Origin of the sequence: Actinoplanes cyaneus, from assembly GCF_016862095.1 — a bacterium.
GTDB classification, from domain to species: Bacteria; Actinomycetota; Actinomycetes; order Mycobacteriales; family Micromonosporaceae; genus Actinoplanes; species Actinoplanes cyaneus.
This window is the reverse complement of record NZ_BOMH01000007.1, coordinates 65,095-77,436: the sequence shown is the minus strand read 5'-3', so window position 1 is coordinate 77,436 and position 12,342 is coordinate 65,095. Positions and strand designations below refer to the sequence as shown.

The 12,342-nt window shown below is 70.7% G+C and carries 9 protein-coding genes; 6 read left to right on the top strand and 3 right to left on the bottom strand.

The window, feature by feature from the left end; genetic code table 11:
- The first annotated feature begins 15 nt into the window (after window positions 1-15).
- Together aceE and Acy02nite_RS04765 are read left to right on the top strand one after the other, a co-directional pair.
- Window positions 16-2,754, top strand: a complete 2,739-nt coding sequence (gene aceE / locus Acy02nite_RS04770; protein ID WP_203738555.1) for a pyruvate dehydrogenase (acetyl-transferring), homodimeric type — start codon at window positions 16-18, stop codon at window positions 2,752-2,754.
- A 68-nt stretch (window positions 2,755-2,822) separates the two neighbouring features.
- Window positions 2,823-4,937 (top strand): methyl-accepting chemotaxis protein, encoded by a 2,115-nt coding sequence (locus tag Acy02nite_RS04765; RefSeq protein ID WP_203738554.1) that lies wholly within the window; start codon window positions 2,823-2,825, stop codon window positions 4,935-4,937.
- Window positions 4,938-4,966: 29 nt separating this feature from the next.
- Here the strand turns inward: Acy02nite_RS04765 and Acy02nite_RS04760 are convergent, their stop codons facing one another.
- Window positions 4,967-5,500 (bottom strand): dihydrofolate reductase family protein, encoded by a 534-nt coding sequence (locus tag Acy02nite_RS04760; RefSeq protein WP_203738553.1) that lies wholly within the window; start codon window positions 5,498-5,500, stop codon window positions 4,967-4,969.
- A 107-nt stretch (window positions 5,501-5,607) separates the two neighbouring features.
- Here Acy02nite_RS04760 and gltX point away from each other — a divergent pair, with 107 nt between their 5' ends.
- Both gltX and Acy02nite_RS04750 read left to right on the top strand, forming a co-directional pair.
- Window positions 5,608-7,020 (top strand): glutamate--tRNA ligase, encoded by a 1,413-nt coding sequence (gene gltX, locus Acy02nite_RS04755; RefSeq protein ID WP_203738552.1) that lies wholly within the window; start codon window positions 5,608-5,610, stop codon window positions 7,018-7,020.
- Between the two features lie 289 nt (window positions 7,021-7,309).
- Window positions 7,310-7,999 (top strand): hypothetical protein, encoded by a 690-nt coding sequence (locus Acy02nite_RS04750; RefSeq protein ID WP_239174230.1) that lies wholly within the window; start codon window positions 7,310-7,312, stop codon window positions 7,997-7,999.
- Between the two features lie 617 nt (window positions 8,000-8,616).
- Here Acy02nite_RS04750 and Acy02nite_RS04745 read toward each other — a convergent pair.
- Entirely contained in the window at window positions 8,617-9,384 is a 768-nt protein-coding gene (locus Acy02nite_RS04745; protein WP_239174227.1) for a TetR/AcrR family transcriptional regulator, read from the bottom strand.
- A 142-nt stretch (window positions 9,385-9,526) separates the two neighbouring features.
- A complete protein-coding gene (locus Acy02nite_RS04740) occupies window positions 9,527-9,736 on the bottom strand; it encodes a hypothetical protein (RefSeq protein WP_203738550.1) in 210 nt (69 codons plus the stop codon).
- Between the two features lie 225 nt (window positions 9,737-9,961).
- On the opposite strand from Acy02nite_RS04740, the gene Acy02nite_RS04735 reads away from it, so the two are divergent.
- Together Acy02nite_RS04735 and Acy02nite_RS04730 are read left to right on the top strand one after the other, a co-directional pair.
- Window positions 9,962-11,170, top strand: coding sequence for a PucR family transcriptional regulator (locus tag Acy02nite_RS04735; RefSeq protein WP_203738549.1), 1,209 nt, complete (start codon window positions 9,962-9,964; stop codon window positions 11,168-11,170).
- Between the two features lie 235 nt (window positions 11,171-11,405).
- Window positions 11,406-12,335 carry an ACP S-malonyltransferase gene (locus Acy02nite_RS04730; RefSeq protein ID WP_203738548.1) on the top strand — a complete coding sequence of 310 codons (930 nt, stop codon included), beginning with the start codon at window positions 11,406-11,408 and terminating at the stop codon, window positions 12,333-12,335.
- Window positions 12,336-12,342 lie beyond the last annotated feature (7 nt).

The following is a 12,342-nucleotide window of genomic DNA, read 5'->3' as shown; positions in this document are numbered from 1 at the left end:
CCAAGAGGATTGCCTGTGGCCACGGAGCGCAAGCGCCCGGTGATCAGCGATGGCCTGCCAAGCCAGCTTCCGGACATCGACCCTTCGGAAACAAACGAATGGATCGAGTCCCTCGACGGAGTCATCGACGAGCGGGGCGCAAAACGAGCCCGGTATGTCATGTTGCGCCTGCTGGAGCGCGCGCGGGAACGACAGGTCGGCGTTCCGCCACTGACGTCCACCGATTACATCAACACGATCACGCCGGAGCAGGAGCCGTGGTTCCCCGGTGACGAGTTCGTGGAGCGGCGCATCCGGGCCTATGTCCGGTGGAACGCCGCCATGCTGGTGCACCGCGCGCAGCGACCGGAGATCGGCGTCGGAGGCCACATCTCCTCGTACGCGTCCAGCGCCAGCCTCTACGAGGTGGGCATGAACCACTTCTTCCGGGGCAAGGATCACCCCGGCGGCGGCGACCAGATCTTCTTCCAGGGTCACGCCTCGCCCGGCATGTACGCGCGCGCGTACCTCGAGGGCCGGCTCACCACCGACCAGCTCGACGGCTTCCGCCAGGAGCTGTCGCACGCGCCGAACAGCCTCCCGTCGTACCCGCACCCCCGGCTGATGCCGAACTTCTGGGAGTTCCCCACCGTCAGCATGGGCCTCGGCCCGATGAACGCGATCTATCAGGCGCGGTACAACCGCTACCTGCACAACCGCGGCATCAAGGACACCAGCCAGCAGCACGTCTGGGCGTTCCTCGGCGACGGCGAGATGGACGAGGTCGAGTCGCTCGGCGCGATCGGCGTGGCCGCCCGCGAGGAGCTGGACAACCTGACCTTCGTGGTCAACTGCAACCTCCAGCGACTCGACGGCCCGGTGCGCGGCAACGGCAAGGTCATCCAGGAGCTGGAGTCGTTCTTCCGCGGCGCCGGGTGGAACGTGATCAAGGTCGTCTGGGGCCGCGAGTGGGACTCGCTGCTCGCCGCTGACACCGACGGCGCGCTGGTCAACCTGATGAACGTGACGCCTGACGGTGACTACCAGACGTACAAGGGCGAGTCCGGGGCGTACGTGCGGGAGCACTTCTTCGGCCGTGACCCGCGCACCCGCAAGCTGGTCGAGAACATGACCGACGACGAGGTGTGGAACCTCAAGCGGGGCGGTCACGACTACCGCAAGCTCTACGCGGCCTACAAGGCGGCGACCGAGCACACCGGTCAGCCGACGGTGATCCTGGCCAAGACCATCAAGGGCTGGACGCTGGGCTCGCACTTCGAGGCCCGCAACGCCACGCACCAGATGAAGAAGCTGACCCTGCAGGACCTCAAGGGCTTCCGGGACCGGCTCTACCTCGACATCAGCGACAAGCAGCTCGAGGACAACCCGTACCTCCCGCCGTACTACCACCCCGGCGAGAAGTCCGACGAGTACCAGTACATGCAGGAGCGTCGCCGTGACCTCGGCGGTTACGTGCCGTCCCGGCGCACCAAGGCGAAGTCGCTCGCCATCCCGGACTCGTCCGCCTTCAGCGGCGTCAAGAGCGGCAGCGGCAAGCAGAAGGTCGCCACCACGATGGCCTTCGTCCGCCTGCTCAAGGACCTGATGAAGGACAAGGAGTTCGGGGCCCGGTGGGTGCCGATCATCCCGGACGAGGCCCGCACGTTCGGCATGGACTCGCTCTTCCCGACCAAGAAGATCTACTCGCCGCACGGCCAGACGTACACCTCGGTGGACCGGGAGCTCTTCCTGTCCTACAAGGAGGCGACGAACGGCCAGATCCTGCACGAGGGGATCAACGAGGCCGGTTCGACCGCGAGCTTCATCGCGGCCGGCACGTCGTACGCGACACACGACGAGCCGATGATCCCGCTGTACATCTTCTACTCGATGTTCGGCTTCCAGCGCACCGCCGACGAGCTGTGGGCCGCGGCCGACCAGATGACCCGGGGCTTCCTGCTCGGGGCCACCGCCGGCCGCACCACGCTCAACGGTGAGGGCCTGCAGCACGAGGACGGGCACTCGCTGCTGATCGCGGCGACGAACCCGGCCGTCGTGGCGTACGACCCGGCGTTCGCGTACGAGATCGCGCACATCATGGAGAACGGCCTGCACCGGATGTACGGGGAGCAGCAGGAGAACATCTTCTACTACCTCACCATCTACAACGAGCCGGCGATCCAGCCCGCCGAGCCCGCCGGGGTGGACGTGGAGGGCCTGCTCAAGGGCATCTACCGGTACGCCGAGGGCCCGTCGACCAGCGGCCCGAAGGCGCAGCTGCTGGCGTCCGGCACCGGCATGCGCTGGGCGCTGAAGGCGCAGGAGCTGCTGGCGCAGGACTGGGGAGTCAGCGCCGACGTCTGGTCGGTCACCTCGTGGGGCGAGCTGCGCCGCGACGCGATCGAGGCGGAGGAGCACAACCTGCTCCACCCGAGCGACCAGCCTCGCAAGCCCTTCATCCAGCAGAAGCTGGAGGGCACCGAGGGCCCGTCGGTGGCGGTCAGCGACTGGATGCGGGCGGTGCCCGACCTGATCGCCCGCTGGGTGCCGAACGGTTACACGTCCCTCGGCACCGACGGCTTCGGCATGAGCGACACCCGGCACGCACTGCGCCGCCACTTCCACGTGGACGGCGAGTCGGTGGCCGTCGCCACGCTGCGCGAGCTCGCGCTGCGCGGCAAGATCCCGGCGCACGTGCCCGGCGAGGCCGCGAAGAAGTATGCGATCGACGACGTCAACGCGGCTCCGGTCGGGGAGACCGGCGGCGACAGCTGATCGTCTGACCATTCGGGGGCCCGTCGTGAAACGCGACGGGCCCCCGTTCTGTCCGCAAGACTGAGTTCGTGCGGCTACGTATCAGTCACAAGCTGATGATCCTCGGTCTCGGCAGTGTCCTGGTCACCGCACTGGTGCTCGTGCTGGTCGGCGCGTGGCAGAGCGGCCGGTTCGCGGACAGCACCGAGAGCGCCGTGACCCAGTCGAACCAGGCCGACCTGGACCGGGCCACCGCCGATGTCAGCACACTGGTGTCGTCGGTCGGCAACGAGGTCCAGCGCGAGGTTGACCAGGGCATGCACAGCGCGGACGGTCTGCTCGCCCAGCACGGCGGCATGAAGCTGGACCCGGCAACCGTCACCTGGACCGCGACGAACCAGGTGGACCAGTCGAAGCGGCAGGTCACGCTGCCCCGGGTGACGGTGGACGGCGCCTGGCTCGGGCAGAACGCCGACTTCAGGAAGGTCACCCCGTTCGTCGACGACACCGCGGATCTGGTCGGTGGGTCGGTGACGTTCTTCCAGCGCATGAACACGGCCGGTGACCTGCTGCGGGTGGCCACCACGGTGAAGTCGAAGACCGGGGCGCGGGCGATCGGCACGTACATCCCGGCGGTCGGGGCGGACGGCAAACCGAACGCGGTGGCGGCGGCGATCAGCGCGGGCAAGGGATACCGCGGGGTGGCACAGGTGGTGGACACGCCGTACATCTCCGCCTATGACCCGATCAAGAACAGCGCCGGGAAGGTGATCGGGGCGCTCTACGTCGGCGTGCCGCAGAGCGAGGCGCTGACGAACCTGACCACGGCGATCGCCGCGTCGAGGATCCGGGAGAACGGCTGGGTCACCGTCTACAGCACCTCCTCGACGGACCGTGGCCGGGTGGTGGCCTCCAGCCTGAAGGACGCGTCCGGTGACCTGACCGCGACCGACGCGAACGGCACCAAGTACGTCGAGGAGATCGTCACCCGGGCGCCGCAGCTCACCGGCGGCGGGACCTGGCGGACCACCTACCGGCTGCCCGGTGCCTCCGGGGCGCCGGCGGCCGGCACCACGACGACGGTCGCGTACTTCCAGCCGTACCAGTGGGCGATCGCGGTCGGCGGGTACGACGCCGACGCCGCCGAGGCGACCACCGTGGTCCGTTCCGGCCGGAGCACCATGCTGACCGCCTTCGTCATCGCCGCGGTGCTCCTGGCGCTGCTCGGGGCGGCAGCCGCGTACCTCCAGGCGTCCAGGATCGCCGGTCGCCTGGCCGCGCTCACCGGCGCGCTGAAGCGGCTCGCCGCCCGGGACCTCACGGTGACCGTGGCCGACCGCGGCCGCGACGAGATCGGCCAGGCCTCCGAGGCGCTGAACACCGCGGCCGCCGAGCTGCGCGCGGTGATGGCCGAGGTGACCACGGCCTCGGCCGAGGTGGCCGGCACCGCCCAGCGGGTGGCCGGCGCGGGCGCCGAGCTCTCCTCGGCCGCCGAGACCGCGGCGAGCCGGGCCGGGCAGGTGACCGGCTCGGCCTCGACCGTGTCGCAGGTGGTGCAGACGGTCGCGGCCGGCGCCGAGCAGATGGGCGCGTCGATCACCGAGATCTCGCACAACGCCCAGGAGGCAGCGCAGGCCGGGCGGGACGGGGTGGGCCTGACCTCGGCGGCCGCCGGGGTCGTCGCCGAGCTGCGGGAGTCCACGACGAAGATCACCGACGTGGTGCGGCTGATCGCCACGATCGCCGAGCAGACGAACCTGCTGGCACTGAACGCGACGATCGAGGCGGCCCGGGCCGGCGAGACCGGCAAGGGCTTCACCGTGGTCGCGAACGAGGTCAAGGAGCTGGCGCAGGAGACCGCCCGGGCGACCGAGGACGTCACCGCGCGGGTCGGCGCGATCGAGGCCGACACGGCGCGCGCGGTCAGCTCGATCGACGCCATCTCGACCCGGATCGCGCAGGTGAACGACTTCCAGACGGCGATCGCCGCGGCGGTCGAGGAGCAGGCCGCCACGACCGCCGAGATGGCCCGCAACATCGCCGAGGCGGCGGGCGGGAGCCGGGAGATCGCGGACGGGATCAGCTCGGTCAGCGGGGCGATGGACGGCACCCGGGACTCGGTCGACGCCGCGCACCGGGCCGCCGACGAGCTGAACGCCACCGCGCAGCGGCTCACCGGGCTGGTCGGTCGTTTCACGCTTTAGGCGCGGTGTCTCGCAGTGCGAAACACCGCCTAGGCAGGCACGTAGGTGACGACCTCGACGCCGGTCGTGGTCTTCCAGCTGCTCGCCAGCGACAGAGCGATCTTGGTCCCGTCGTCCCAGAGCTTGCGGCCCTCACCCTGCACGACCGGGAAGATCATGATGCGGTACTCGTCGATCAGGTTGCGCCTGGTCAGGTAGTTCACCAGCGTCGCGCTGCCGTTGATCAGCAGGGTGCCGGACCCGGCCCGCAACTTGGCGACCTCGTCGGCGACCTCGCCCCGCAGGAACGTCGCGTTCCACTCCGGCGTCTCCAGGGTGGTGGTGGCCACGTGCTTGGGCATCGTGTTCATCCGCACGCCGAAGTCGCCGGTCTGCGCCTCCATCTGCGGCCACGCGGCCTTGAAGCCCTCATACGTCCGCCGGCCCAGCAGCAGCGCGTCGGCCTCCGCCAGGTTCTCCGCCTGCCAGCCGCTCAGCTCCTCGTTGAAGTAGGGCCCGCTCCAGGACGGCTCCTCGAAGACACCGTCGAGCGTGACGTACTCCACCGCGACAACCTTGCCCATCGTCCCCAGCTCCCTATTTAACGTCCGCGTTAATTAACTGATCTGTAAAGTACGCCGCTCCCCACCGCATGTCAAATACCCTTCCCTCACCTCGGTAGGCTGGGTGCGTGACTGTTCGCGTACGTTTCGCCCCGTCTCCCACCGGCATGTTCCACGTCGGCGGCGCCCGCTCGGCGCTGCAGAACTGGATCTACGCCCAGCAGCACAGTGGTGTCTTCGTGCTCCGGATCGAGGACACCGACGCAGCCCGCAACAAGCCCGAGTGGACCGAGGGCATCATCTCGGCACTGGACTGGATCGGCATCGAACGCGGGACGTACGAGGGGCCCTACTACCAGTCCGCCTACGCCGCCGACCACACCGCCGCCGCCACCCGGCTCTACGGCGAGGGCAAGGCGTATTACTGCGACTGCAAGCGTGAGGACGTGGTCGCCCGCTCCGGCAACACCCACACCGGCTACGACGGCTTCTGCCGCGAGCGCGCCCTGGGCCCGGGCGAGGGCCGCGCGCTGCGCTTCCGCACTCCGGACGAGGGCGAGACCGTCGTCGTCGACCTGGTGCGCGGCAAGCCCACGTTCGAGAACAAGCTGATCGAGGACTTCGTCATCGCCCGCAGCGACGGCTCGGCCGTGTTCCTGCTGGCCAACGTCGTCGACGACATGAGCATGGGGATCACCCACGTCTTCCGCGCCGAGGAGCACCTGCCGAACACGCCGAAGCAGCAGCTGCTCTGGGAGGCGCTCGGCGTCACTCCCCCGGTCTGGGGCCACGTCCCGGTGATCGTCAACGAGAAGCGGCAGAAGCTGTCGAAGCGCCGCGACAAGGTCGCGCTCGAGTCGTACCGGGACGAGGGCTACCTCGCCGCCGCGATGCGCAACTACCTGATGCTGCTCGGCTGGGCGCCCACCGGTGACCGGGAGATCGTCCCGTGGTCGGTCGTCGAGGAGGAGTACCGGATCGAGGACGTCAACCACGCCCCGGCCTTCTTCGACGTCAAGAAGCTGCGCGCCTTCAACGGGGAGTACATCCGGGCCCTCACCCCGAGCGAGTTCACCCAGGTCTGCGCGCCGTGGCTGACCGGCACCGACACCATCCCGGCGCCGGCGTGGCAGCCGGAGAAGTTCGACGCCGAGGTCTTCGCCACGATCGCCCCGCTCGCCCAGACCCGGATCGCGGTGCTCTCCGAGATCGTCGAGAACGTGGACTTCCTCTTCCTCGACGAGCCGGTCACCGACGAGGCGTCGTGGGCGAAAGCGATGAAGGAGGGCGCCGCCGACATCCTGGACGCCGCCGCCACCGCGTTCTCCGGTCTCACCGAGTGGACCGCCGAGGCGTTGAAGACCGCCCTGGAGCAGGTCGGCGAGGCCCGCGGCCTGAAGCTCGGCAAGACCCAGGCCCCGGTCCGGGTCGCCATCACCGGCCGTACTGTCGGATTGCCGCTCTTCGAGTCGATCGAGCTGCTCGGCCGGGAGCGGTCGCTGGCGCGCATCACCGCCGCCCGGGCACGCCTTTCCGCCTGATCGGCCCTCTTTTACCGCATTCGGCGGGCCGCGACCATAGCGGTTCGTCGAATGCGGTGATGCGGTCCGCTACTTGGGTGGCCGCCACCCCCACGACTTGCGGGGACTGGGTAATATTCGGCCGCTGATCAACGGCTTTACCGTCCTCCCCCCATATAGCTCCAATTCACCCTGCCGCGAGATGCGAACAGGGCGGCGCTCGGGAAGGCTGGTGGTGGACGCCACGAGCAGCGTCCACGTAACCATGTCATCCACGGGCGGGGGAGGTCGGATGGTGGTTCGACGAGCAATGAAACGGTTGGCCGTGGCGGCCGGTGCGCTGGCGATCGCCGCGGCGATGACGGTGGGCCCGACCCCGGCGACGGCGCAGGCCGCGCCGTCCGGGCAGACCGGCGCCACCGCGGCACCCAAGGCGGCGCCGAAACCGAAGCCCACGCCGGACGCGATCACGATCACCGGCGGTGAGCTGCCGGAGACCGGGATCAAGGTCCTGCAGGCCGAGGACCCGAAGCTGTTCCGCATGCTGCTGGAAGAGGTCAGCTGGATCGCCTCGGCCACGCCGCAGACAGCGACGCCGGCCAAGGACAAACTGGGCACGAAGTACACGGTCCAGGTCCTGATCCAGGAGAAGGCGACGCAGCTCTACGAGCTGTACCCGATGGCCAACGGCGGCCCGCGGGCGCACCGGCCGGCCGACCAGCCGTCCGGGAAGAAGGCCGACGGCTGGTTCTACGGCCGCCTGTCGATGTCCGAGTCGCTGCGCCTGAGCGGCGTCCCGCTGAAGGCGAAGCCCGACGTGGTCAACGGCGGCATCGGCGGCGGCGTCGGCGAGAACCTGAAGGCCGATGACGATCCGGTCGAGGGCGCCAACGAGATGATCGGCCAGTTCCGCCGTCTGTTCCTGCTCAACGGCGCGCTCCTGCTGATCATTCTGACCGGTCTGGCCGGGATGGCGTTCCTGATCCGCCGCCGCGTCTAGCAAGGCCTCGACGAAACCGCCCCGGTCCGCTCCTGGATCCGGGGCGGTTTCTCGTTCACCCCCACGATCACCTTCAAGATCTTCATGTCCCAGGTCCGCTGTGGTCGCCCTCCGCAGCTCCCGCGGGGACCCTTGCGGGCCGGGCAGGGCGCTGGCGCGCCCAGAACGCCCGACCCTCCAGGGCGACGTCCGCGGGTGGTCACGGTCAGGGCACAAAACCCGCCCACGGCGACAACCCGCCAAGACCGCCACACCGCACGAAGACCCCATGCCGCGCACCCCGAAACCCGATACGGCGCGGCGCGAGACCCGATACGGCGTTCCGTGCGTCCGGCGCGCGAGGCCGCTGCTGCTTCCGCCCGCGGCGCGGTGCAGGTCCCGGCTGGTTCTCATGGGCGTTATTCGTGCCTCATAACGCCCATGAGAACCAGCCAGACCGCGCGACGCGGCCGGGACAGCGCGCATGAGCTGCGCCTCGCGACCGGCCCCGGGGCGCAGCCGCAGCCGCAGCCGGCGGCGCAACCGCTGCGGGACGGACTGCTGAGCGAAACGAAACGGTGCGCGGGACGGAACGGTGCGCGGGACGGACCGCTGCGGGCAGGGGTGGCGGACGACGGTCAAGAGCGCTCGCGGGCGGGGTGGCGGGCGGCATGAGCGACGAGGCCGATCAGATCTCCCAGATCGGCGTCGAACTCTGCCTCCCGGGCCGCCGCGTCCTCGGCGAGGGAAACGGCCTCCGGACCCGGCTCGGCGGCGTCGGGGTCCGGGCCGGCAGCGTGGAGGTCCGGGTCTGCGGCGTGGAGGTCCGGGTCTGCGGCGTGGGGATCAGGGCCGGCGGCGTCGGCGCCCGGGCTGGCGGCGTCGGCGGCGTCGGCGTCCGGGTCGGCCGCGTCCGGGTTCGCACCGGGCGGGGGGACGCGGGGCAGGCCGCCGGTGACCTCACCGGTGGTGTAGCCCAGCAGGAAGGCGCAGATCATGCGGGCGAGGCGGGGAATCTCGGAGACCGGAACCCCCGCGTCGTGCAGGATGCCGCGCAGCGCCGCCGTCAGCCAGGAGGCCGAGGCCCCGGCCGCCGAGCGGTTCAGCAGGAGCGGGAAGGCGCTCGGATGCGCGTGTGCCAGCGACCGCACCGCCCGGCCCAGCGCCCGCAGCCGCTCCCGCCAGCCGATGTCCGCGAGATCGTCGCCGACCGACGTGCCCAGTTCCAGGTGCAGCAGGTCGACGAGGCCGTCGAGCAGGGCGTCCTTGCCACCGACGTACGGGTAGAGCGCCATGGAGGTCAATCCGACCCGCTCGGCGACCGCGCGCATCGACATGGCGGCCAGTCCTCGCTCGTCCACCAGTGCGAGCGCCTGGTCCAGGATCAGCCGTCTCTTGTCGTCCACCCGTTCACCTGACCAGCGTCGGCGCTCCGGTCACCGGAACGCGCCCGGAGCAACGTGACGCACTCACCCGACGGGGTGAAGGTGACGTACGGGAAAAGCGCGAAGCGTCAGCGGAGCCCCAGCCGCCCGGCGAAGCGTGCCCTCAGCACCAGCGACCCGGGGGCCGGCCGCGACCGGCTGCCCGGCGGCGTGGACGAACCGCGCCGTGCAGGTGGGCGCCCGCCCAGCCGCGCAGATCGGTGCGGCAGCCGACCCGGCCGGGCTCCGACACGATGATCGGCTCCTCGTCGGCGACCGGTGGCAGGTCCTCAAGGGCAGGATCGATCTCGGCACGCATGTCGTCCCGGTCCATCGTCTCCCCTCCTCGATCCTCGGTATCGGCTGTCGGTCGGTTCTTCGGCACCGTGTCCTCATCGGCATGTGCGGGCCCGGGTGAAGGGTCCGGCACGGGTGACACGATGCCAGGTCACCGACCGGAATTGCGGGAGAGGCGCACCGCTACACCGGACAAATGTAATAGAAATGATGAATCAGGCGTGGTTCGCGCCGGTCCGAGGCGGCGTGACACGCTGGGCGCGTGGCGGAGAGCCGAAGCACCGAATCCGCGCCGGAGGCCCCGGCGAACCCGCTTCAACCAGCGACTCTGCGCCGGATCGAGCGGCACGCGGGGGCCCTGGCGAGTTCCGCGGTGGCCCGGATGGACGAAACGCTGCCGTGGTTCCGGGCGCTGCCGGCCGATCAACGGTCCTGGGTGATGCTTGTCGCACAAGCCGGTGTCCGGTCGCTCGTCGAGTGGCTGCGGTCCGGCGCCACCGTGGCGGCCAGCACCCAGGAGATCTCCGACGAGGTGTTCGCCGCCGCGCCGCGCGCGCTGGCCCGGGCGATCACGCTGACCCAGACCGTGCAGCTGATCAAGGTGACGATCGACGTCGCCGAGGTGGAGGTGCCGGGGTTCGCCGGGAAGGGCGAGACCGCCCTGCTGCTCCAGGCGATCCTGCGGTTCTCCCGGGAGATCGCATTCTCGGCGGCGCGGGTCTACGCGCGGGCCGCCGAGTCCCGCGGCGCCTGGGATGCCCGGCTGCAGGCGATGCTGGTCGACGCGCTGCTCCGCGGCGACTCGTCGGACGTGCTGGCCAGCCGGGCGGCCGCCCTGGGCTGGGTGGACTCGCCGCCGGTCGCCGTCGTGGTGGGCCGCTCCCCCGGTGGCGACATCACGGCGGTGCTGCACGCGCTCTACCGGGCGGCCCGGCGCGCGCGCCTCGAGGTGATCGGCGGCCTGCACGGCGATCGGCTGGTGGCGGTCGTCGGCGGGGCGACCGACCCGGTGGTGACGGCCGCATCCCTGAGCTCCGGCTTCGGGGAGGGGCCGATCGTGGTCGGGCCCGCCGTGCCGACCTTGGAGCAGGCCACCGAGTCGGCCCGGGCCGCGCTGGCCGGGTTCCGGGCCGCGCCTGCCTGGCCGGGAGCACCCACCCCGGTGGCCGCGGACGACCTGCTGCCGGAGCGCGCATTGGCCGGCGATCTGGACGCGCGCCGCAAACTTCGCAACGACGTGTACGGGGCCCTCGCCCGCGCCGGGGGTGGCCTGCTGGAGACGCTGGACGCGTTCTTCGCCGCGGGCGGGGTGCTGGAGAGCGCGGCCCGGGAGCTGTATGTGCATCCGAACACGGTGCGGTACCGGCTGCGGCGGGTGGCGGAGGTCTGCGCGTTGTCGCCGCTGGACGGGCGGGACGGCTTCGCCTTGCGGATGGCGTTGAGCATCGGGCGGTTGGACCCGTCGAGCTGACCCAGGAGGCCCGCGACCGAAAGCGACATAAGCCCCATGGCGTCGGACAGTCGGCTCCGGCGGGAAGATCCAGTGCCCAGTGTCACAGCGGTCAACCACTAACGACCCGCGCCCCGAATCGACCTTAACCGGGTCAACTTGACCCCCTTTTTGTAGAGAACCTACAACGTCTGTCGTAGGGTTTCGTCGCGCCCGGCAACCCCGGAACGCCTCCCGATCCGGAAGAGTCGAGGACGTGCTCGCCGTACTCTCGCCCGGCCAGGGCTCCCAGAAGCCCGGCTTCCTGAGCCCCTGGCTCGAACTTCCCGGCGCCCGTGACCGCCTGACCTCCTGGTCAGCGCTCGCCGGCGTCGATCTGGTGCACCTCGGGACCGATGCGGACGCCGAGGAGATCAAGGACACCGCCCGCACCCAGCCGCTGCTGGTCGCCGCCGCTCTGCTGGCCGCCGGGGAGCTCCCGCTGGACCGGGTGGACGTGGTCGCCGGCCACAGCGTCGGCGAGCTCGGTGCCGCCGCGGCCGCCGGGGTGCTGACCCCGGAGGACGCGATCGCCCTTGCCGGCGTCCGCGGCCGGGAGATGGCCGCCGCCTGCGCGCTCGAGCCGACCGGGATGTCGGCAGTGCTCGGCGGCGACCCGGACGAGGTGATCGCCACGATCGAGAAGCACGGGCTGCACGCCGCCAACCGCAACGGCGCCGGCCAGGTCGTCGCGGCCGGCGCGCGGGACGCGCTCGCCGAGTTCGCGGCCGCTCCGCCGGCGAAGGCCCGGGTCATCTCGCTCGCGGTCGCCGGGGCGTTCCACACGCCGTTCATGGCGCCCGCCGAGACGGCGCTCGCCGCCGTTGCGAAGAACACAGCCGTCACCGACCCGGCCCGCACACTGTTGTCGAACCTGGACGGCTCGGCAGTGGCGAGCGGGCGCGAGATGCTCGACCGCCTGGTCCGCCAGATCACCGCCGGCGTCCGGTGGGACCTGTGCATGGGCACGCTCAAGGATCTCGGCGTCACCGCGGTGATCGAGCTGCCCCCGGCCGGCACGCTGGCCGGCCTGGTCAAGCGCGAGTTGAAGGGTGCCGGGGCTCCGGAGATCGTCACCCTGAACACGCCGGACGACCTGCCCGCCGCGCGCGATCTGATCGCCCGGCACGCCACGCCACAGCACTGACGCGCGC